Raw genomic sequence first — 21351 nt, forward strand, 5'->3', positions numbered from 1 at the left:
CAACACTTCGGCTTTGCTCACCTGCTGACACTGCCGCGGCCAGGGTGTCCACGATGACGTGAGACATCACGGCCTCACCAACCCTGCTGTCCACGATGACGTGAGACAGGTGTCCACGATGTACCGAAACCACACACCTCCAGGGGCACCAAAGTGCTCTTACCAAAACAGATCCCTGAAAGAAGTCCGGGATCTTGGTCGGGCTCCGACGATTCGACCACTCTCTGAGCGGCGCTTCCCTGACGGAAGGTGCCGCTCTTTTCATCGGCCGGTGTCCTGGCCGGGTTGGTGAGGGTCGCGAATGGCTCCAGCATCTGCGGTCGCGTGGTTCGCCCTGGGTTTCGTTCCTATCGGGCGGTTTAGGAGACGGGTGTTCCCAAGGGTGTGTCGGGGCCAGCGTAGTAGTCGGCTTCCACCTCGGCGGGAGTGCGCATGTCGAGCTCTCCGTGGAGGCGCTGGTTGTTCCACCACCAGACGTATTCGAGCGTCGCGAGTTCGACCTGCTCGACCGTGCGCCACGGGCCACGGCGGCGGATCAATTCGGTCTTGTAGAGCCCGTTGACGGCCTCGGCCATCGCGTTGATGCTCCTATAGTTGTCAACTCATGATTTCGCCGGTTCTCGGGTCGGTTTTGATGAGGTGATAGACCTCGCGGATCACGTAGCGTTTCAGGCAGCGGATGATGTCGCGTTTGCTCTTGCCCTCGGCGGTGCGGCGGGCGACGTAGGCGATCGTGGGTTCGTGAAATCTCATCCTGACGATCACGGTCCGGTAGATGGCCGCGTTGAGCTGCCGGTGACCGCCGTGGTTGATGCGGTGCTTCCCGCTGGTCATCCCTGAACCGGTCGGAACAGGGCTGATGCCGACGAGTTTCGCGAACGCGGCCTCGCTCCGGATGCGTTCGGGGTTGTCACCGGCGACGATGAGGATCTCAGCGGCGGTGTCGACGCCGATGCCGAACTCGTCGAGCAAGTGCGGGGCGCGCTGGAGAACGAGTTGTTCGATCTGAGCTTCGAGTTCCTTGATCTCGTCGTTGAGAGAGATCCACCGTCTCGCGATCGATCTGAGCGCGTGACGATTCGCGTCCTCGGGTGTCTCCAAGCCCCGAGGACGGAGCGCGGCGCAGTGCCGGGCGATCATCTTCTGCGTCTTCTTCGCCGTCTCTCGCCGCAGGTCCTCGGTGGCGTGGACGAGCATCGCTTTGAGGGTGATCATCGCTCCGGTGCGGTCTCTCACTGCGGTATCGTGCGCGACTTTCAGCTGCCGGATCATCTCCACGACTCCGTCCGCGGTCTTCGGGATCGCGGTCGCGAACCCGGCAAGGACCGCCCGGGCGGCGTTCTCGGCGTCGAGGGTGTCAGACTTCCCGTTCAGCCTCCGCAACCGCCGATCGGGTCGTGAGACTTCGATGACTTTGTGTCCGTGGCGGCGGACGAACGAGGTGAGCCCGGCCCCGTAGGACCCGGTTCCCTCGATGCCGAACGCGATGATCTTCCCAAACCCTGCCGCCCATTCCAGCAACTGCCGGAACCCCGCCATGTCGGTCGTGATCGTCAGGGTCGCGAGGATCCCGCCGATCGAGTCCATCACCGCAGCGACGTGGATGTGTTTATGCGTGTCGACGCCGATCACGACGTGCCCGGAACGAGCGGTCTCGAGTTCGGTCATGTGTGCTGTCTCCTTCACCGGTTAGCGTGGTGTCACGCTGTCGCCGGCGGGTGGACAGGACTGTCATGGGGACGCGTTGTCGAGACTGCTCCAGGCTCCTATCAGGTCACGCCCGATCCGGCGGCAGCGGTTACTGCGCGCCCGGCCGGAGGCTCGACAGATCAACGCCAAGGCACCATGCGGGCCAATCGTATGCAGGGGTCAGAACACTCCAGCCAGGACTACCCCATCCTCGCGAGATCGGGCAGAAACAGACTGACAGTCGAAACTGTCCCCAACGGTTCCGGTCGACGGCGTCGCGCCGAGCTCCTCGATGCGGTCGGTGTAGACCACGGCAAAGTAGTTCGACCCGTGGTCGGCGTGATGGACGAGTCCGTCGAGGTTCCCGCCCGCAGCCCACGCCGCCATGTTCAGCGCTTGGAGCGGCAGGATGTCGGCTTTGAGCGTCGAGGCGACGTTCCATCCGACGATGCGGCGGGAGACCACATCGGTGACGAAAGCGACGTGAGCGAACCCGGACCACGTCGCAACATAGGTCACGTCCGCGACCCAGAGCCTGCGCGGCGCGTCCGCGGTGAACCTGCGTTGCACGAGATCCCTCGGCTTCTCGTTCGCTGGGTCGGACTTGGTGGTGAAGACCTTCTTCGACCGCTTCACGCCGCGAACACCGCCCAGGCGCATCAGCCGGCCCGTCCGATCCCGACCGATCGCCCAGCCCTGCCGCCGCAGCAACGCATGCATATTGCGGACCCCGTAGACGCCGTAGTTCTCCGCATGCAACCGCGTGATCTCCGGGATCAGCAGCTCGTCCCGCAGCTGCCGGGCTGATGCGGGACGAGCTTTCGCGGCCCGATATCCGCAGGCGGTGAGGAAGCCCACCTCGGCTCGCCGCATCACACGGCAGACGAGCTCGACCCCGAAACGATCACGCATCTTGTCGACGAACGCGATCATCGCGACGAGGGGCGGCCGAGCTCGGTCGCGAAAGACACGCTCGCAGACCAGAGGATCTCGTTCGCCTTCTCCAACTCGGCAACCTGCTTCCTCAACCGCTTGATCTCCGCCTGCGCCTCGCTCGAGGTCCCCGGCTGACGGCCCTCGTCGACGTCGAGGCGTTTCTTCCACAATCGCAGCGTCTCGGGGTTGACGCCGAGCTTGGCGGCGACGTGCTTGATCGCGGCGTGATCGGTCTTGTGATCGGGGCGAGTCTCACTCAGCATCCGCAGTGCGCGCTGACGAAACTCGTCCGGATACGGTCCTGCCATGAATCCATCCTCCAAAAGGAAAGGACGGAACGAAACTCAGGGCGAATCACACAACCTGTTCGCCGCAGTTGAGCCTGGGTCATGTCGGACAGCGCCGCTAGCCTGAGTGCGACCTCTGCGGACAAGTAGACGTAACCACCTCGTGTGGAGGAGACCCAGGTATGGCACGACCCGCAAGCAAGCAGCAGAAGACTCTCGAGCAGACGCTCTGGGAGGCTAAGGCCGTCGAGCTCGTGCTCGAGCAGGCGGAGCTGTTCGCGACTGGAGAGGCGGATTCGTAGATGCCCGACTTCGGCCCCTTCTCCGTTGAGCCAGCGCAAGTAGCGGCACTCGGTGGAGCAAACTTTGGCCAGTTCGTGAGCCGATTACTCGCGACTGAGGTAGCCGCACACGGCATGGCCGGCGAGACTCTCGAAACGACCTACCTCGAGAACGTCGGAGATGGCGGAGTCGATGCGGGCGTTCGGCATGCGATCCCGACGCGATGGATCCCCGCAGGCGAGAGTGCTTGGCAGTTCAAGGCAGGCGACTTGACCCCTGCGAAGTGCAAAGCCGAGCTGAAGGGTGCTACGTGGGCAGCCGAGATTCTCCGCAATGGCGGCAAGTATCGCCTGGTGCTCGGCGCGAGTCTGACCTCAGCGAAGCTCGCAGCTCGACGGGCGAAGTTGATCGAGGCCGCAACCGAACTCGGCATCGCTGACCCTGAGTCCAAGATCGAGATTGTCGCCGCGGACCGACTCGCAGGTTGGATCGAGGAGTATCCGGCTCTTGCCGTTAGCCCGCTCCTGCGCGGCACCGGCGTGATCGGACAGACCCTCGACGAGTGGAGCCGCTCCAACCGCCACGCAACCTCATGGGTGTCGTCCGACGACCGCGACAACAAGATCGAAGCGATCCGCAATCTGGTTTCCGGCTCGGATCCGTTGGACTTGCACCTTGACGGGGTGAGTGGCCTCGGAAAAACGCGATTGGTACTCGAGGCGTTGCGTGGCCAGGACTGCGAACCGCTCGTCGTCTATTCCCTCGCGGCCGATAGCTTCCCTGTCACCGTGCTGAGCCAGCTTCAGTCCCAAGGCCGGACAGCGATCGTTGTGGTCGATGAGTGCGATGGCAAGCAACATGAGATCTACGCCTCCGCATTGGCAACTGGGTCTTCTATTCGGCTGATTACAGTTGGAGAACCCGGAGGCATCGCAACCCGAACGCCGATGATCAATCTCGGAGCGTTCGGCGACGAAGCGATGAAGGAACTTCTGCGGGCGAACCGGCCGCAGCTTTGGCCAGAAGCGGAACGCGTGGTCGTCGAAGTCGCCGCTGGCAACATCGACTACGCGTTGAAACTGGCGCAGGCTCTGCTCGAGCGCGGACCGGGGTCGGCTGGGACACTCGTCACCGACGACGACATCCGGGCGTTCTTCCGAGCTCAACTCCCGGACGGGCAACTTTTTTTAGCTAGTTGCGCACTGGCGCTCTTCACTCGCTTTGGCCACGACGGCGAAGTCTCGACTGAGATTGACACGATCGCTGCCGGGCTCGGTCTCGCACCCGCCGATTTGAGGGGTGCCGCAGCGGCTCTGCAGCGACAGGGCCTTCTCTCCAAGCAGGGGCGATTCAGAGCCGTCTCGCCTCACCCCTTGGCGCTGTATCTCGCCGCCCAGGCATGGGCACAGCTTGGGCACGAGATTGTCGCGGTTCTCCTGCCGATGCTGGACCCCGAACTTTCCGAACGGCTGTTTCGCCGCGCGGCCGAAATTGGGGAGCTTGAGAGCGACAGCCCGGCGATCACCGCCGTCCTTGCGGCGAGTGGCCCATTGGCTTCACTCGAGTCGCTCGCGGCGGACCGGAACTCAGCGCTACTGATTCACTTCGCGATTCTCGCGCCTGGAGCTGTCTCGGAGCGGTTGTCGGAGCTCATCAGTCAGGCCTCGGGTGACGAGTTGCGCGGCAGGAGCGCAATTCGGCGCGACCTCGTCTGGGCCCTGGAAAAGCTGGCGTGGCACTCCCGGACGTTCGCCCAGGCAGCTGACTCGCTCCTCGCTCTCGCGGTGGAGGAAAACGAGACCTACAGCAACAATGCAACCGGGACCTGGGTTGAGTTCTTCGGGACCATGCTCCCCGGAACTGCCGCGTCACCAGATTCGCGGATCGCCTACCTCTCTTCTTCAGCGACTTCGCCTAGCTCGCGCGTTCGGTTGTTGGTTGCAAAAGCGGCCGGGCGAGCCCTCGAGATCCAGGAGTCGATCATGGTCTCAGGAGAGGTGCAGGGGGGAGTTGTCGTAGAGCCTCGCGGACGCCCCGCGACCTACGGTGACGCCTGGGCGTACCGAAATTCGGCGATTGACATCCTCGCTGAACTTGCTCGTGACGGAGATGCGGAGGTGGCCGACGCGGCTCAAAAGGAGCTTGTCGACTCGATCCACGGTCTGCTTGAGATTCGTTCGAACAGGGAACACCTCGGAAGCGTCCTCGCCGGGCTGCCCGAGACCGCGATTTCGCGTGTTCGTGTTGAAATCGAGGGTCTCAAATCACTCTTCGATCGGGCTGATGTCACTGATGGTCGTCCGGCAGCGCTCGAGTCCCTCGAAGCGCTACTGCCGGAGGAGACGCCCGCTGCACGCCTGAAGGTGATCTGCAACACCCACTCATGGGATCGCCAGGTCGACGATCTTGCATCCGAAATTGCGGCTCTGGCGCGGAGGGTGAACGCGCTCGAGCCTGCCGACCCACTTCGACACCTTCTGGATCAAGATTCGGAGATCCCCGCCGCCTACGCGATTGGCCGAGCGCTCGTATCGCTCGGAATTGAGTACGAGGCTGGGATTGAAATCGTTGGCCCGCTCGCCGACAGCATTCACTCCGAGGCGCTCTATGGGTTCCTGCACGGTCGAGTCCTGGCTGGAGAAGAATCAGCCTTCGACACCTTTCTCGATGGCGCGGATCTTCCGGCGCTGTCGACGCTGCGCGCATCGGTGAGGGGGCCAAGGACTTCGGAAGCCGAGGAGCGGGTTCAGCGGCTAGTTCAGGAAGTGCCCGTGGCTCAGGGAACCCGCCTGCTGTTTGCGTGGACGCGTGACGCGACGGAGGCGGAGCGTGCACGGTACGTGCGAGAGTGGGCGACTCGGCTGGGAGACCAGGCCGACTACAACGCGCTTGTGGACTACGCAGCGATGCAAGTGTTTCGCGAGAACGAGCCCCTTGAGGAACTTGACCCCGTCGTTGCGGAATTGGTCTCTAGGCGCCGCGAGTTCCCTGCCGTAGGACAGGAGGAATGGGACTGGACAATGCTTGCTCGTCGGCAGCTCGCAACCAACGCGGTCGGGCTTGGCGCCCTCCTCGCCGACCTCATTGAGGCTGACGCGCTCACGGCCTACTCGTCCTCGGAAGAGGCGAAGCTGATGCAGGACGTTGTCGAGGTGGGCGGCGAGCCGGTGTGGGTGGACCTGATGAACCGTCTCGAACGAGGCGAGTGGCGCCTCTCGTTCTCAGTACGCGATTGGCTTGGGGACGCCGTACCGCTGGAAGTGGCAAGGAACTGGGTCGGGGGCAGCGTTGACCGTGCGCGCGTCCTCGCTGATGTCACGAAGCCAGGTGGGTCGACCTTGGCGCCCGCAGCACGATTCCTTATCGAGGAGTTCGGCACGGATGAGCGCGTCCCCTCACACCTCGTCGGCCAGTTCTACAGCGGGATGTGGAGTGGCAATGAATCTGATCGGATTGCCCGCCAGATTTCCGAAGTTGAGTCATGGGTGGACGAGCCGGGTCAGTCCGCAGCGGTCAAGTCCTGGGCGCGACGTCTCGCCCAGAATCTTGCCGCTCGCCGTCGCGAGGTTCTCCATCGTGAAGAAGAGGACGACCGTTACTAGTCGCGACGCCCGGCGTGAGTAGTGTGCGTGTCGGCCCCCATCTTCGGTTCGCCGGAGAGGCGCTTCTTCATGGTCTTTGGGTCAATGCCGAACTTCGCGCCAAGTCGATTCAGCGACCAGCCTTCATCCTGGAGCTGCCGCGCCTCTTTCAGAGCGGAAGGTTCGATTTCGCCGTGCTTGCGGGTCGCCGCGCCAGCGCGCTTTAGCGCCAGTCGTGCCGTCTCGCGATTGATGCCCCAGCGTACGGCGATGCTGCGCAGCGCCTCGCCTGCGTGGTACTCAGCCGTGATCTGCTCGACCTCCGCCGACGTCAATCGATGCTGAGCTTGGGTGAGTACCCTCCGGCCGGCGCCTTCGCGATCGTGCCGGGCGGGTGACGTAGCTTCAAGCTGTCGGACTGCAAGCAACACTTGTCGGTGTTTGTTTTGGTCAGTAGCACCTAGGGGCACCAAAATGCTCGTACCAAAACAGATCCCTGATTCGCCGCCCGCAACTCCGCCGACTCCGATGAGGGGACGCCGGGCCTGCGGCCATGGTCGATGTCGTCCTGCCGGATCCAATTCGAGAGCGTGACAGGGTGGATGCCGAGTTCGAAGGCGGTCTGCTTGGCCTGTTTGCCAGCGCGCACAAGCGCGACAGCACGAGCACGAAACTCCGGCGGAGAGGGGCGTGGCATGTGAATGAGCCTTCCGGATCAGGCCACCAGTTAGCCAGCGAAACTGGAACCATTTCCGTGGGGCAGGTCAAGATGTCACCTACTCGTGCAGCAGTCCCATCCGTGGGGCAGGTCAAGTTGTCACCACCCGTTGCATCAGACCCTGGGGCAGGTCAAGGAGTCACCAGAGCTGTCAGCATCCCCCTGGCTTTATTCGTGACCCCGGAGGCGAAGAGCTCGTAAGGCGATGACGAGTTCAGCCGACTCGGCTGGATGGGAAATGCGGCGTCCAGTGAGCTGAGCAATACGTTGCATGCGGTAGAGGACGGTGTTCCTGTGGCAATGGAGTGCGGCCGCGGCCGCGCCGGTGGACCCGCCCGCCTCGACCCACGCGTCCAGGGTATCGAGCAGCGCGTTCGCTCCGCTGGAATCTAGCGATAGCACTCCTCCCAAGACTTCCGTGATGAGATTGCGAACCGGGTCGGGATTCGAGACGAGCGTCAGCTCTATCGGACGTTCACCGTAGAGACTCAGTCGGTGTTCGCCGGGAGTTAGGCAGCGAAGCGCACTGCGTGCCTGATTAGCTGCGCGCGGGAGGTCGGAGACATTCCCGAAGGGATGGCTGGCGCCCGTTGGCGCGACAGTGGTGGCCGTCACGGCCGCGAGACCTGCCTTGAGTTTCTCGAGCGTGGAAGCTCCCGCCAAGCCAATGTGCATCCCGACATCTTGTGCCCAAACGATCACCGCGAACTCTTGTGCGCTCGTGTAACGCGGTTCCGGATCATCACCGTCTCCTCCGAGCGACGACGCGAGTGCTGCGTACCAACCTGTTTCGGGCAGTCCCAGGATCCGCAGGGAGTCCGTCGGGTGGGGGGCCATTCCCGAGAGCAAGGCCAGCAGGTGAACGCGGCGTGCTTGCTCGCTGCGGCGTTCGCTCTCGTCAATGACTTCGCGGTAGGCCTCAACCGCAGCGGTTGAGAATCGGTCCAAGACCTTCCACAGCTTCGCGGTGGCCGCCATGGCAGCGTCAGTCTCCCCGGTACTCTGCGTGACTTCGTCGATCTCATGGAGGAGCGTGATGCCCGCGAGCCGGTAAGCGTGTAAGAGGCTTGCCATCGGAATGCCGTTCTCGGCTTTGGTGCGGCCCGCACGCCTTGCGGGACTCAGGCTCGGTGGGCCGCCTCGCAACTCCTTGATGATCTCTTTGAGGTTCTGGTCGACAATGTCACTGAGATCGTATTGAAGTTCGGGATCGCGGTAGACCGGCTCATTTCGCAGGATCGCTTCCACGATGCGGCCAACCAGGGTGCTCCGTCGTTCATCGATGTGTGTGAGAAACGACAATGCGTGCGCCTGGGGTGTGATTGGGCGAATCTCCGACGTCGTTGTGTCCATGCTTGAGCGTACTCCCTAGCTCGGCCCTTTCGCCGATCACCCTTGTGCATACGCATAAGCATGATGAGCGAAGACTGGGCGGCGACATCTGGCGAGGCTGACTAGCCCAGAGCAGGATTGCGTCAGAAACCGGCTCGTGCTCGAAGGAGAGAAGAATGTCGGACTTGCAGCTGCTAGACGGAATCAATCCTGCGCGGATCGATGAGTTGATCACAGACTTGGCAGCCGGTGCTCAAGCCTGGGCGTATCTCTCATTGACGCGACGAGCTGAGCTGCTAGCAGAGGTGCACGCGACGGCTGAGGGTGTTGCGGAGCAATGGGTGCGTCTGGCGTGCGAGATCAAGGGAATCCGCTTCGAGGATCCATACGCCGGTGAGGAGTGGATCTCCGGACCATATGCGCTAGCGGCAGGCGCGGGCACGCTTGCTCACACGCTGTCGGCGTTGGCGCAGGGTAAGAGTCCGATTGGGCGCGACCGCCTAGGTCGGGCGGCTGGGGACCGAATAGTCGTGAATGCACTGCCTCGCTCGGTGCAGCAATGGACGCTGATGCACGGTTTCACCGCTGGCGTGTGGCTTCGGCCGGGAATCACTGCAGAGCTGGCAAAGGCGCGAGCTGGCCTTGGTGCACTGGACCGCACTGGCGTCAGCGCGGGTGTGGGAGTCGTTCTGGGCGCGGGCAATATCACCTCGATTGCTCCTCTCGATGTGCTCTACGAGCTGGTCGCGTCGAACCGTTCGGTGATCCTGAAGCTGAACCCAGTGCTTGAGCGGTTGGAACCGGTGCTGAGCGCGGCGCTTGCGCCGCTTATCCGGGAGGGTTTCGTGCGCATCGTGACCGGCGGGGCGGAGGTCGGTGAGTACCTGACCGCGCACGCGGGTGTTTCGCACGTTCACATCACGGGCAGCGCCGCCACACACGATGCCATTGTCTGGGGTACGGGGGAAGAGGCCGGGCGGCGCCGCGCGAGTGGCGAACCGCGGCTGACCGTGCCGATCACGAGCGAGTTGGGCGGGGTTTCGCCGGTGATCGTCGTTCCAGGCCGGTGGAGCAAGGCGGACCTGAGATTCCAGGCCGAGCATGTGGTGACCATGCGGATGCATAACTCGGGACACAACTGTGTGGCTGGCCAGGTGGTGATCGTGAGCAGCGATTGGAACCAGCGTGACGAGTTCGTCGCTGAGGTCGAGCGGGTGCTGGCGGAGCTGCGTCCTCGTCCGGTCTGGTACCCGCGAGGAGAGGAACGGCTCGCACAAGCGTGCGACGCGTATCCCAGCATGCAGCGCGTCGGGCCTGATGGCAGTCGCGCAGTGATCGATATCCCGGCCGGTGAGGACGCCACCGCACTCGAGCAGACGGAGTTCTTTGCGCCAGTACTCGGCGTCGTCTCCGTGCCCGGAGTGGGCTCTAAGTTCCTCCGGGCCGCAGTTGAGTATGCGAACGAGAAGCTCGCGGGCACCCTCGGGGCCAATGTCCTCATCGATCCGCGCACCCGCCGTCGCATCGGCAAAACGTTTGATGACCTTATCGCCGAGCTGCGGTACGGCACGGTCGCGATCAACACCTGGACGGGTCTGGGCTTCCTCACCGCCACTGCCAGTTGGGGAGCATACCCGGGCGCCACGATCGACGACATTCAGAGCGGGACCGGGATCGTTCACAACGCACTGCTGCTGGACGATGTTGAACGCACAGTGGTCGAGGGTGCCTTCCGGCCTTTCCCTCGGTCGATCGCCGGCGGGGAGTTCTCGCTGTTCCCGAAGGCGCCGTGGTTCTCCACCGCCCGCTCCGCGCACACCACCGGGCGTCTCCTGGCTGGGTACGCGGCTCATCCGTCGTGGGCGAAATTGCCAGGCATCTTCCTGGCCGCGTTCCGTGCCTGATCGGACGGACCCGGTCCGACCAGTTCACCCACTCACCGAGTCACGAAGCTTCACACACGCACTGCGAAGAAGGAGATCGCGTATGTCCACTCATCCCACCCCCGAGCGCTATGACTTTGTCGTCGTCGGCGCTGGTTCCGCAGGCTGCGCCGTCGCCGCCCGGCTGAGCGAGGATCCCGAGACGACGGTGCTGTTGCTGGAGGCCGGTGGCACCGACCAGCGCCAAGAGGTGCAGATTCCGGCCGCCTTCTCGCAACTATTCAAGTCGGATGCGGACTGGAACTATCAGACCACCCCGCAGAGGAATCTTGGCGGGCGCAGAATCTACTGGCCTCGCGGCAAGGTCCTCGGCGGCTCCTCGTCAATGAACGCCATGATGTGGGTGGTCGGCTTCGCCGCCGACTACGACCACTGGGCCGAACTGGCCGGTCCCGAATGGTCGTGGGAAGCGCTGGCACCGCTGTTCGCGGACAACGGCATCACCGTGTCTGCGCAACGTGACCCACGCAGCCACACAGCGGCCTTTCTGCGGGCTTTCGAGGAAGCTGGGTACCTGGTCGAGGAGGCGAACAAGCCCGAGCCTGGAGGGTTCGCGCAGACTCTGGTCACACAGAGCGGTGGTGCGCGCTGGAACTCCGTGCGCGGCTATCTAGATGCCGCCGCGGGGCGCGAGAACCTCTCCGTTCTCTCCGAAGCCCATGTCGACCGGGTGCTTTTTGACGGGCGGCGCGCCACCGGGGTCCGATACCACACGGACGGACACTGGCGCGAGGCGGTCGCCGATGCAGAAATCATCCTCTCCGCCGGTGCGGTGAACACGCCGACCATCCTGCTGCGCTCCGGAATTGGCCCGGCAGACGATCTCCACAAGCTCGGCATCCCCGTGCTGGTCGACTCGCAGGACGTCGGGCGGCAGATGCGCGATCATCTCGTGACCTTCCTCACCCGTGAGGCCTTCGAGGACACCCTGTTCGATGCAATGACACCAGAACAGCTCGAGAAGTACGGCACAGAACAGATGGGCATGCTCACGTCGAACGTCGCCGAGTCGTACGGATTCGTGAAGACCGATCCGGGTCTTGAGCACGCGGACATTGAGATCCTCGCCGCCCCGGCTGCATACGTAAAGGAAGGGCTCGAGGGCATCCCCGGTCACGGTCTTTCGATCGGCAGCATCCTGCTGCTGCCGGAGAGTCGAGGCTCGGTGACCCTCGCCGACGCCGATCCCTTCAGCGCACCGCTCATCGACCCTGGCTATCTCACCGACCCGGGTGGAGCGGACCGTGCTCGGCAGCTAGAGGGTGTACGCGTCTGCGAACGCATTCTCGCCACGGATGCCATGAGTAGGCACATTGGGGCCCACTACATCGAGCCCGAGAACGGCGAGACGCTCGAACCGGAACAGCGGGCGGAGGTCGCGATTAGCACGCTCTCGCACACGCTGTATCACCCGACGTCCACGGCGCGCATGGGTTCTGACGAGGGATCGGTCGTCGACCCGGAGCTACGGGTACGTGGTGTGCACGGCCTGAGAGTCGCCGACGCGTCGATCATGCCCGAGATCATCCGGGGGCACACACATGCTCCGTCCGTGGTCATTGGTGAAAAGGCAGCGCAATTCATTCGTCGTAGCGTTGTTGAGAGTGCCCGCGAAGGAGCTTCTCGTGTTTCCTAGTCCGTACCCTGACGTTGAGATCCCCGAAGTGAGCATCTACGACCACCTCTTCGGGAGCCTTTCGGAGGAAGACTTCAAACGGGTTGCTTTCATCGATCCTGACTCCGGGGCACCGACCAGCTACGGTCAGCTGAGGGACGATGTCGATGCGCTGGCTGGCGCACTCGCCGCGCGCGGGATCCGAGAGGGCACCGTGGTCGGTCTGCTGAGTCCGAACGTCCCCGCTTTTGGCACCGTGTTCCACGCAGTGTTGCGCGCCGGGGGTACCGTGACCCCGCTCAACGCGCTCTACACAGCGCCGGAAATCGAGAAGCAGTTGCGTGATGCCGGCGCGACCGTCCTGTTCACAGTTGCACCGCTTCTTGACAACGCAGAAGGTGCGGCCGCGGCGGTCGGTATCGGCGCGGATCGGCTCATTCTGATGGACGGAGCGCCGGGCTACCCTGGCCTCTCTGACCTGCTAGCCGAGGCCAGGACTGCGCCGCGGGTTGACATCGAACCCGCGACCCACGTCGCTGTGTTGCCCTACTCTTCAGGAACGACCGGAACACCCAAGGGAGTTATGCTCACGCACCGAAACCTGGTCGCGAACGTCGAGCAGTGTCGAGCTGTGATCGACGTCTCGGCTGAGGATCGGGTATTGGCGGTGCTGCCGTTCTTCCACATCTACGGCATGACCGTCCTGCTGAATCTTGCGTTGCGCGCGCGCGCAGCGCTCGTGACAATGCCCAGGTTCGAACTCATGCGATTCCTGGAACTCATTCAGCAACACGCGTGCACCTTTGTCTTCGTCGCCCCCCCGATCATGGTCGCCTTGGCGAAGCACCCGATGGTCGATGAGTACAACATATCGAGCCTGCGGACAATCTTCTCGGGCGCGGCGCCGCTTGACGCTGTTACCGCCGAACGCGCGGCCGCAAGGATCGGCGCTCGGGTTCGCCAGGGATACGGCATGAGCGAACTCAGCCCAGTGTCACACGTCATCCCGGATGACCGTGACGACATCCCGCGATCATCGATCGGCGTGCCCGTTCCCAACACCGTTTGCATGCTGGTCGACGTCGAGACCGGGGAAGAGATTGTCGCGACGGACGAGCAGGGTCTGACCCGTCCGGGGGAGTTGTGGGTGAAAGCACCCAACGTCATGCTCGGCTACCTAGGGCGTGACGACGAGACCGCGCAGACCATCACGGCGGCCGGCTTCTTGCGCACCGGGGACATCGCCGTCCGTTCCGACGCGGGATGGTTCGCGATTGTCGACCGGGCGAAGGAGCTGATCAAGTACAAGGGGTATCAGGTGGCCCCGGCCGAACTCGAGGCATTGCTGCTCTCGCACCCGAAGGTGATGGATGCCGCCGTGATTGGGATACTCGATGAGGACGGCGAAGAGGTACCCAAAGCGTTCGTCGTGCCAGCGCCGGACAGCGGGCTCACCGACATCGAGGTCATCGAGTACGTCGCCGACCGCGTTGCACCGTACAAGAAGGTCCGGGCCGTGGAGTTCATCGACGCTGTCCCCAAGTCGACTTCGGGCAAGATCCTCCGGAAGGAGCTCCGGACACGCAAGGATTGAGCGACGAACATCGATCGTGGCGTCGAGAGGCTTGCGCAGTGATGAGAAGCCTGGCCCTGCCTGCGGGTGCCTGGCGCAGCCTAGACGCAGCGGCCCCATTCGACCGCGAGAGAGGTGAATCGTGCAGATTTCCGAGAAGTCTCGTCCAACAGGCGCCTCATCGCGCCGCGCACCGGCACATCGTGATCGTATGGTCAAACGTGTCGTGTACGCGGCCCGCGCTGCGCTGTCGGTGGGCCGGGGCGTATCGCCGGAGCTCATCGCCGATATCTGCGCGCAGATCGGACTGCACCCTCATGCCTTCCGCACTTTGTTTCCGACGGACGACGCTCTCCTCGATGAGGTGAACGAAGTCCTCGTGTCGGAGTGCGCCGATCGGCTCAAGGCCGGCATCGCTCGATTTCGCCCGGTCGAATCGGGCGACGCGGTGTTCGTCCAGGCTGCCGAAGCGCTCGCCGCGTCCTGGCCACTTGACCGCGCCGGCCTGACGATCCGCGCCGAACGACGCTTTCGAGCACTCCGCGACGGGCGCCACGGAGACACTGCGGTGGCGGGCGACCGGCGATTCGCTGCCGAACTCGCGGGGGTGTTCGAAGACCTGATGGTCGTGTTGGGCCGGAAGTTTGCTTGGCCGCCGCCGCTCGCGGTCCGTGTGATCATCGACACTTATGAGCGATCCTTCGAGGCATGGGTGCTGGACGGCAACCCGGAGAGCCAATTCGAGGAGTCGCCCTTCGTGCAGCGCACGCTGCCGACCCTCATACGCGAACTGAGTGTTCCCGCGTGATCCGATCGCAGTCGACGCCCGGTCGCGCAGGAACGCATCAGAACTTGGGACCTGGGAAGGTATTTGCGCCAGGTTCGGGTAGGCCGCGTCCATTCGCGCGGACAGGTCATCCTTCACGCTCGAGTCTCATCCGTCACGCCCGAGTCGATCAGGTGCTGACGGGTCCGGTGCAGGCACTGACGGCAGTTTGACATGCACCAGACCCTTCGGCCGAATAATGTCAGCCTTGGAGGGCACCCGAGTCGGATCAACCGTGATGAGAGCCACTAACTCGGCTTTGGGCGCCGTTTCCTGATTTCGTTTCGGTTCAGGCGGTGATGAACTGCCCATTCGCTGGTTCCGACTTCGTGCGATTTCGACAGGTCGTTCGCCATCTTCGTACATTGCCACAATCTGCCCTTTCTGTTCCGCCGATAGCCGTGTCGGCCCTTTGATCCGGAGGGATGGGCACGCTCGATGTGCTCGGATTCAGCACCCTTAGATGGGCGGTGTAACGCCTCGGCCTCCCGATTCGAGTGCCGTCCCAGTAGCCACACCTGACGTCGCTATCCCTCGGTCGTGATCGCGGCGTGAGGCCGGGCACGCGGGCGAGGCATCGGTGAGCCGGCATCTGCCAGCGCGCCGCCAGCGCCACCTCTAGCCTTGAATTGGGGAGCCCGCTCGACGAAGAGAGGCACCGCATGGCTCGGCTCGCAGTCGGCATCGGAATCGGCGTCACGGCAGCACTCGTGGCCGCGGGGGTCGTGGCCCTCACGATGCTGCCGCGCGGCGAGGACTCGACCGCGCCGACCGGGTCGGCGGAACCGCCGGGCTTCCTCGCTCTGCAGTTCCCCGGCATCGACTGGGAGACGGCCGATCCGGCGATCTTCGACGCGGTGTCGGGCGGGCCGCGGCGCGACGGAATCCCCGCAATCGACAACCCCGACTTCGTGCCGATCGCCGACATCTCGTGGGGCGATGACGTGCGGGCGATCGTGCTCGACGACGGCACCAACGCCGTGCGCGTGTACAGCTACAACGTGCTGGTGTGGCACGAGATCGTCAACGACACGGTCGGGGGAGTGCCTGTCGCGGTGACCTTCTGCCCGCTGTGCGGCAGTGCCAGCGTGTTCGAGCGCACCCTGCCCGACGGCACCGACACCACCTTCGGGGTGAGCGGGGCGCTCATCGAGAGCAACATGGTCATGTTCGACCGCGCCACCGAGGGGCTGTGGCAGCAGAGCACCGGGCGCGCGCTCGCGGGGGAGCACGTCGGCACGGAGTTGGCGCTGCATCCCTTCCAGCTTCTGACCCTCGGGGAGGTGCGGGCGTCGCATCCCGGTGCCCTCGTGATGAGCGACGATACCGGCCACGCCCGTGACTACGAGAACAACCCCTATGGCGACTACGACGAGAACGACGTCTTCTACTTCGCCCCGTCGACGCTGGATGGGCGATACCCAGCCAAGATGATCGTCGTCGCGTTCCTTGTCGGCGAGCAACGGGTCGCCGTGCCGTGGCTGGCCTTGCGCGAGGTCGGGACGTTCGAGGCGGAGGTTGAGGGCGAGTCGGTGACGCTTCGGGTCGAGGGAGGTGAGCTGGACGTGCGAGACGCCGGGGGGCAGTCCCTGCCGTTCTATTTCGAGATGTGGTTCAGTTGGGCTGTGCAGAACCAGGAATCGGGCATCGTGCTCGACCCTGAGGCCGGATAGACGGCCGAACTCTCGCGATCGCCCGGTTCCGCGGAAGGCGAGGAGTGGCCGATGGACACGCCAAAGGATGACGTCATCGTCATCGAAAACCTGCACAAGTCCTACGGCAGGTCCCCGGCGCTCACCGGGCTCGACCTCACCGTGCGCCGCGGCGAGGTGATGGGGTTCCTCGGTCCCAACGGGGCCGGCAAGTCCACCACCATCCGTATCCTGCTGGGCCTGCTGAAAGCGGATGCGGGGCGCGTCGAACTACTCGGCGGCGACCCGTGGCGCGACGTCGTCGCCCTCCACCGTCGGCTCGCCTACGTGCCGGGCGACGTGTCGCTGTGGCCCGCCATGACCGGTGGCCAGGCGATCGACCTGCTCGGCAAGCTGCGCGGCGGGCTCAACGAGCAGCGCCGCGCCGAGCTCATCGAGCGCTTCGAACTCGACCCGAGCAAGCGCGGCCGGCAGTACTCCAAAGGCAACCGGCAGAAGGTCGCGATCATCGCGGCCCTCGCCTCCGACGTCGAACTGCTCATCCTCGACGAGCCGACGAGCGGCCTCGACCCGCTCATGGAGGCGGTGTTCCAGAGCGAGATCACCCGCGAGCGCGAGAACGGCCGCAGCATCCTGCTCTCCAGCCACATCCTGAGCGAAGCGGAGGCGCTCGCCGACCGCATCAGCATCATCCGCGCAGGCGAAATCGTCGAGGTCGGCACGATCGACGAACTGCGCGCGCACACCGCGTCGACCATCACCGCCACCCTCGCCACCCTGCCCGACAGCCTCAGCGCGCTCGACTTTGTCGCCGATGCCCGGCTCGACGGGCACGTCTTCAGCTGCCGCGTCGAACGGCACGATCTGGCCCGCGCGCTCGACATCCTCGGCCCCTTCGGCTTCACCGACCTGACGGTTGCGCCGCCGTCGCTTGAGAGCCTGTTCCTCGAAAAGTACGAGGAGAGCGCGTGAGCAGCCCGGTCGCCGGCGTTCGCCCGCTGCTCGCGGCATCCCTGAAACAGGATGCCCGCAACTTCGCGCCGTGGATCGCACTCGTCTCGGTACTCCCGGCCTCGTCGATCGCGCTGTACATCTGGATCTTCCCCGAGCAGAGCGCCCGCGCAGAGCTGGCGATGGCGGTCGGGCTGAACCCCGCCCTCGCCCTCATCTTCGGCACCGCCGGCGACCTGCTCACCGACGAAGGATTCACCGCGTGGCGTTCGCTCGCGCTCGGCTGCTTCTTCGCCTCGCTGATGGCGATCTTCATCGTGGTGCGCACCAGTCGCGCCAGCGAAGACTCCGGCCAGGCCGAACTGTTCGCCTCCGGGGTGATGGGGCGCGAGGCGCGGCTGGCCGCCTCCGTCGGGCTCGCTTTTCTCGCCTCGATCGGTCTCGGCGTCGTCTCGTTCCTGGCGACCATCGCCTTCGGCGCCGACCCCGCCGCGATCGCCGTGCTGAGCCTCACCTACACCGCGAGCGGGTTCATGTTTGCCGGCGTCGCCGCGATCGCCGCGCAGCTGGCGTCGGAGGCGCGGGCCGCCACGGCGATCGCGGTCACCGTGCTCGGGGTGCTGTTCGTCGCGCGCGGATACTTCGAGGCGAGCGGCGCGGAGGAGTGGACAAGCTGGGTCACCCCGATCGGGTGGATGCAGCAGACCGATCCCGCATCCGAGCAGAATTACGCCCCGTTCCTCATCGCGCTGGCGTTCACGATCGTCACCCTCGGCATCGCGTTCGCCCTGCACGCCCACCGCGATTTCGGTGCCGGCGTGATCCCGCCGCGGCCCGGCCCCGCGCGCGGCGGGCTCACCTCGAGCGTGTGGGGGCTCGCGATCCGCCTGAACGCCGGCTCGATCGTCTCGTGGCTCATCGCCTTCGTCGCCCTCGGCTTCGTGTTCGGCTACTTGAGCATCTCGATCGCCGACCTGATCGAGACCGACGCGACCGTCGCCCAGCTGCTCGCCGTCGGTGCCGCCTCCGAAGACGAGCTCGTCTTCCGGTTCATGACGACGCTGCTCGCGCTCGCCGGCATCATCGCCGCGGTCAGCGGGGTCGGCGTCATCATGCGCGGCTACGCCGACGAGGTCGCCGGCCGGGTCGACCCGATCCTGGCCACCGCCGTCTCGCGCACGCGGTACCAGGCCAGCAACACGGTCGTCGCCCTGCTGACCTCGGGGTTGGCGCTGCTGATCGGGGTGGTCGTGATCGGCGTGGTCGCGGCGAGCCTCACCGACCAGTTGGAGGCGGGGGAGATCATCCGCCAGGGGCTCGCCACGATCCCGGCGATGTGGGTGCTGGTCGCCCTCGCCCACGCCGTCGTCGGCGCCGAACCCTCACGCCGCATCGCCGGCTGGATGGGCACCGTGGCGACGTTCGGCCTGACCATCCTCGGCCCGATCTTCAACCTGTGGGACTGGATCCTCGGGATCAGCCCGTTCTACCACGTGCCGATCGTGACCGCGGCGGACGCCGATTTCACCGGCTGGTGGATCGTCAACGGCGTGGGGTTGCTGCTACTCACGATCGGATTCGCCGGCTTCCGGCGCCGCGACCTCGCTTGACGACGCGGTCGCGGTCGCGCGTTCGGCGTCTCAGGCCCCGCCGAAACGGATTGCCGCCGTGAGCACGCGCGGATCCGGCCAGTCCTCGCAGTGCTGGTAGCGGTAGGCGAGTTGCACCGTGCCCGCGGCGTCGATCACGAATTCGCCGGGGAGCTGCCACGGCTGTCGACCGTCGCGCGATCGGTGCCGTGGCGCGAGGCGGCGAGCTCCTCGCCGGCCGCCGCGTCGCAGCGCAGGAAGGGATCGGGAGCGTCGAACAGGATCTGGGCGGGAGTACCGTCGAGCAGATCGAAAGCCCGGTACGCCGTGCGATCCGGGTCCGACAGGATCGAGCACTCGAGGACGTTGCGCGTGCGGTAGGCGGACGAGCGCTCCGGACTCGCCTGCCCGATGACCACCACCGAGGCACCGTGCTGGAGGAATTCCGCATACTCGGCGCGGAGCCGAGCGGCGCGCTCGATGCCGCAGCTGCACCCGAAGTGACGCCAGAACAGCACGAGCGCCGGACCATTCGCCCAGAATTGCGACAATCGCACCGGTTCGCCGGTGTGGTCATCGAGCTCGAGATCCGGCGCCGCATCACCGACCTGAAGTGGGATGTGATCCCATCGCAGATTCTGCGGGCCGACATGCCAGAAGTCGAGCCATCGTTGTTCGGCCTGTACCTGATCATCGAGCATGCTCACGGGGAGCCTCCGGATCTTTGCGGGTTGCGCCGAACTCTACTCGCTCGCCGATCGAGCCGCGCGAGTACGCTCCCGTTCATGACCTCCCCGGCGCCCCACGGCGCGCGTCCCGATGTTCGCGAGGCGCGCGAGCTCTACCCCGCGGCGGCGTCCCTCGCGTACTTCAACACGGCCTCGGTCGGGCTTGCCAGCACGACGCTCGCCGAAGTGTTGCACCGGGCCGTTAACGAGTGGACGGCCCGTGGGCTCGACTTTTCGGCCTGCGAGGCGGCGGCGGAGCGATCCCGGGGGCAGGTCGCGAGGCTCCTCGGCACGACGCCCGACAATCTCGCCCAAATCGCGTCGGTGTCGGCAGCCGCGGGTTTCGTGGCCGCGCAACTCCCGCCCGCGAGCACCGGGTGGAACGTCGTCATCGGCGAGCGCGAGTTCAGTTCCAACCACTTCCCGTGGCGCATGCTCGCCGACCGCGGCTACGAGGTGCGCCAGGTTCCGTTCCGCAACGGCGGAGTCGAGCCCGAGACCATCGAGTCGTACGTCGACGGTGCGACCCAACTCGTGGCGTTTAGTGCCGTGCAGACCGCGAGCGGACATCGCAGCGACATCGGAGGCATCGCCGAGATCGCGCACGCGCAGGGCGCGATCGTCTTCGTCGACGGGACGCAGGCCGTCGGCGCGCTTTCCCTCGTCGAGGAGTTGCCGAGCATCGACGTGCTCGCGGTCCCGGATCACAAATACCTGCTGAACGCCGCGCGGGGGGTGGGGTACTGCTACCTGTCCACCGCGATGCAGCAGAGGTTTCGACCGACCAGCCCGGGGTGGAAGGCAGGTCGCCGCCCCGCCGAGAGCTACTTCGGCCCGACGATGGATCTGTCGGACACCGCATCCCGTTTCGATCACTCGATCGGGTGGCTTGCCGCGCTCGGCGATGAGGCCGCGCTCGCCGTGTTCGATCGGTTCGGTGCCGACGCGATCTACGCGCGCAACCGGGAACTCACGGAGGTGCTGCGGGAGGCGTTGCGCGACGCCGGCTGGCCACCCACCGAGCTTCCGGAGGTGAATCGCAGCACGATCGTGGCCGTGCCCCTCGACGGACGCGAGCCCGGTCCGTTGCTCGCCGAGCTCGCCTCCCGGGGGGTCGTCTGTTCGGCGCGCGACGGCAACCTGCGCCTGGCGGTGAACTTCTACAACAACGCCGACGACGTGGCGCGGCTCGTCGACGCGCTGCCGCGGTGACCCGCGGCTACGCCCGCAGTACCTTCGCCATCGCCTTGCCCTTGGCGACCTCGTCGACGAGCTTGTCCAGGTAGCGGATCTTCTGCATGAGGGGATCCTCGATCTCTTCCACCCGCACCCCGCAAATGACGCCGGTGATGAGCGGCGCGTTGGGGTTAAGCGAGGCGGCGGCGAAGAAGTCCTCGAAGGTGGTTTCGGCGTCGAGGTGGTGGCGCAGCTCCTGCTCGTCGAAGCCGGTGAGCCAGTGGATGACCTCGTCGAGTTCGGCCTGGGTGTGACCCTTCCGCTCGAGCTTCTGCACGTACAGCGGGTACACCTTGGCGACGCTCATGGTGAAGATCCGGTGCATGGGTGTCAGCGTATCGGCCGCACCTTGCGGCGAGACGGAAATTTGTGTCGCGGCACCGGCGTTGAGATCGCTATTGACACGAATACCC

Annotated in this window: 16 protein-coding genes and 2 pseudogenes; 9 read left to right on the forward strand and 9 right to left on the reverse strand. The window is 65.0% G+C overall.

Annotated features, from left to right (window positions below; translation table 11 throughout):
* Positions 1–359 precede the first annotated feature (359 nt).
* From QZ258_RS08710 to QZ258_RS08725, 4 genes and pseudogenes are all read right to left on the reverse strand, one after another.
* Positions 360–599 (reverse strand): annotated as a pseudogene (locus QZ258_RS08710) (IS3 family transposase); the annotation flags it as partial.
* On the reverse strand, positions 598–1668 hold the full coding sequence (locus QZ258_RS08715; protein ID WP_294180650.1) for an IS110 family transposase: 1071 nt from the start codon (positions 1666–1668) through the stop codon (positions 598–600). The pseudogene QZ258_RS08710 and the gene QZ258_RS08715, both read right to left, overlap by 2 nt.
* A gap of 201 nt (positions 1669–1869) precedes the next feature.
* Positions 1870–2622 (reverse strand): IS3 family transposase, encoded by a 753-nt coding sequence (locus QZ258_RS08720; protein WP_294180652.1) that lies wholly within the window; start codon positions 2620–2622, stop codon positions 1870–1872.
* Positions 2619–2933 carry a transposase gene (locus tag QZ258_RS08725; RefSeq protein ID WP_294180654.1) on the reverse strand — a complete coding sequence of 105 codons (315 nt, stop codon included), beginning with the start codon at positions 2931–2933 and terminating at the stop codon, positions 2619–2621. The genes QZ258_RS08720 and QZ258_RS08725 overlap by 4 nt, the downstream gene beginning before the upstream one ends.
* A 281-nt stretch (positions 2934–3214) precedes the next feature.
* Here QZ258_RS08725 and QZ258_RS08730 point away from each other — a divergent pair, with 281 nt between their 5' ends.
* Positions 3215–6796, forward strand: coding sequence for a hypothetical protein (locus tag QZ258_RS08730; protein WP_294180657.1), 3582 nt, complete (start codon positions 3215–3217; stop codon positions 6794–6796).
* Here the strand turns inward: QZ258_RS08730 and QZ258_RS08735 are convergent.
* The 3 genes and pseudogenes from QZ258_RS08735 to QZ258_RS08745 form a co-directional block, all read right to left on the reverse strand.
* Complete coding sequence (locus tag QZ258_RS08735; protein WP_294180659.1) at positions 6793–7206, reverse strand: hypothetical protein; 414 nt, start codon at positions 7204–7206, stop codon at positions 6793–6795. The genes QZ258_RS08730 and QZ258_RS08735 overlap by 4 nt on opposite strands.
* Before the next feature lie 71 nt (positions 7207–7277).
* Positions 7278–7472 (reverse strand): annotated as a pseudogene (locus QZ258_RS08740) (transposase); the annotation flags it as partial.
* A gap of 189 nt (positions 7473–7661) precedes the next feature.
* Entirely contained in the window at positions 7662–8846 is a 1185-nt protein-coding gene (locus tag QZ258_RS08745; protein ID WP_294180661.1) for a CdaR family transcriptional regulator, read from the reverse strand.
* A gap of 155 nt (positions 8847–9001) precedes the next feature.
* Between QZ258_RS08745 and QZ258_RS08750 the strand changes: the two genes are divergently transcribed.
* From QZ258_RS08750 to QZ258_RS08780, 7 genes are all read left to right on the forward strand, one after another.
* Positions 9002–10729: an aldehyde dehydrogenase family protein gene (locus QZ258_RS08750; RefSeq protein ID WP_294180663.1), complete on the forward strand. Its 1728-nt coding sequence runs from the start codon at positions 9002–9004 to the stop codon at positions 10727–10729.
* A gap of 82 nt (positions 10730–10811) precedes the next feature.
* Complete coding sequence (locus tag QZ258_RS08755; RefSeq protein ID WP_294180664.1) at positions 10812–12404, forward strand: GMC family oxidoreductase; 1593 nt, start codon at positions 10812–10814, stop codon at positions 12402–12404.
* The gene (locus QZ258_RS08760) at positions 12394–13977 is read left to right on the forward strand and encodes an AMP-binding protein (protein ID WP_294180826.1); all 1584 of its coding nucleotides are present in this window, start codon (positions 12394–12396) and stop codon (positions 13975–13977) included. Before QZ258_RS08755 ends, QZ258_RS08760 begins: the two co-directional genes overlap by 11 nt.
* A 121-nt stretch (positions 13978–14098) precedes the next feature.
* Positions 14099–14764: a hypothetical protein gene (locus tag QZ258_RS08765; RefSeq protein ID WP_294180665.1), complete on the forward strand. Its 666-nt coding sequence runs from the start codon at positions 14099–14101 to the stop codon at positions 14762–14764.
* 680 nt (positions 14765–15444) lie between these two features.
* Positions 15445–16455 carry a DUF3179 domain-containing protein gene (locus QZ258_RS08770; RefSeq protein ID WP_294180667.1) on the forward strand — a complete coding sequence of 337 codons (1011 nt, stop codon included), beginning with the start codon at positions 15445–15447 and terminating at the stop codon, positions 16453–16455.
* Positions 16456–16506: 51 nt separating this feature from the next.
* On the forward strand, positions 16507–17406 hold the full coding sequence (locus tag QZ258_RS08775; protein ID WP_294180669.1) for an ABC transporter ATP-binding protein: 900 nt from the start codon (positions 16507–16509) through the stop codon (positions 17404–17406).
* Positions 17403–18995: an ABC transporter permease gene (locus tag QZ258_RS08780; RefSeq protein ID WP_294180673.1), complete on the forward strand. Its 1593-nt coding sequence runs from the start codon at positions 17403–17405 to the stop codon at positions 18993–18995. Before QZ258_RS08775 ends, QZ258_RS08780 begins: the two co-directional genes overlap by 4 nt.
* A gap of 134 nt (positions 18996–19129) precedes the next feature.
* Here the strand turns inward: QZ258_RS08780 and QZ258_RS08785 are convergent, their stop codons facing one another.
* Positions 19130–19675, reverse strand: coding sequence for a peroxiredoxin-like family protein (locus QZ258_RS08785; protein WP_294180828.1), 546 nt, complete (start codon positions 19673–19675; stop codon positions 19130–19132).
* Between the two features lie 84 nt (positions 19676–19759).
* On the opposite strand from QZ258_RS08785, the gene QZ258_RS08790 reads away from it, so the two are divergent.
* Positions 19760–20914, forward strand: coding sequence for an aminotransferase class V-fold PLP-dependent enzyme (locus QZ258_RS08790; RefSeq protein WP_294180675.1), 1155 nt, complete (start codon positions 19760–19762; stop codon positions 20912–20914).
* Between the two features lie 7 nt (positions 20915–20921).
* On the opposite strand, the gene QZ258_RS08795 is transcribed toward QZ258_RS08790, so the two are convergent.
* The gene (locus QZ258_RS08795; protein WP_294180677.1) at positions 20922–21263 is read right to left on the reverse strand and encodes a DUF2200 domain-containing protein; all 342 of its coding nucleotides are present in this window, start codon (positions 21261–21263) and stop codon (positions 20922–20924) included.
* Positions 21264–21351 lie beyond the last annotated feature (88 nt).

The sequence above is a fragment of the uncultured Schumannella sp. genome (assembly GCF_905479755.1).
GTDB lineage: Bacteria > Actinomycetota > Actinomycetes > Actinomycetales > Microbacteriaceae > DCRR01.

What these genes read in the sequence shown, in the direction of transcription:
- QZ258_RS08715 (WP_294180650.1), bottom strand. Translation starts at nt 1,668, where the DNA reads ATGACCGAACTCGAGACCGCTCGTTCCGGGCACGTCGTGATCGGCGTC.
- QZ258_RS08720 (WP_294180652.1), bottom strand. Translation starts at nt 2,622, where the DNA reads ATGATCGCGTTCGTCGACAAGATGCGTGATCGTTTCGGGGTCGAGCTC.
- QZ258_RS08725 (WP_294180654.1), bottom strand. Translation starts at nt 2,933, where the DNA reads ATGGCAGGACCGTATCCGGACGAGTTTCGTCAGCGCGCACTGCGGATG.
- QZ258_RS08730 (WP_294180657.1), top strand. Translation starts at nt 3,215, where the DNA reads ATGCCCGACTTCGGCCCCTTCTCCGTTGAGCCAGCGCAAGTAGCGGCA.
- QZ258_RS08745 (WP_294180661.1), bottom strand. Translation starts at nt 8,846, where the DNA reads ATGGACACAACGACGTCGGAGATTCGCCCAATCACACCCCAGGCGCAC.
- QZ258_RS08750 (WP_294180663.1), top strand. Translation starts at nt 9,002, where the DNA reads ATGTCGGACTTGCAGCTGCTAGACGGAATCAATCCTGCGCGGATCGAT.
- QZ258_RS08755 (WP_294180664.1), top strand. Translation starts at nt 10,812, where the DNA reads ATGTCCACTCATCCCACCCCCGAGCGCTATGACTTTGTCGTCGTCGGC.
- QZ258_RS08770 (WP_294180667.1), top strand. Translation starts at nt 15,445, where the DNA reads ATGGCTCGGCTCGCAGTCGGCATCGGAATCGGCGTCACGGCAGCACTC.
- QZ258_RS08775 (WP_294180669.1), top strand. Translation starts at nt 16,507, where the DNA reads ATGGACACGCCAAAGGATGACGTCATCGTCATCGAAAACCTGCACAAG.
- QZ258_RS08785 (WP_294180828.1), bottom strand. Translation starts at nt 19,675, where the DNA reads ATGCTCGATGATCAGGTACAGGCCGAACAACGATGGCTCGACTTCTGG.
- QZ258_RS08790 (WP_294180675.1), top strand. Translation starts at nt 19,760, where the DNA reads ATGACCTCCCCGGCGCCCCACGGCGCGCGTCCCGATGTTCGCGAGGCG.
- QZ258_RS08795 (WP_294180677.1), bottom strand. Translation starts at nt 21,263, where the DNA reads ATGCACCGGATCTTCACCATGAGCGTCGCCAAGGTGTACCCGCTGTAC.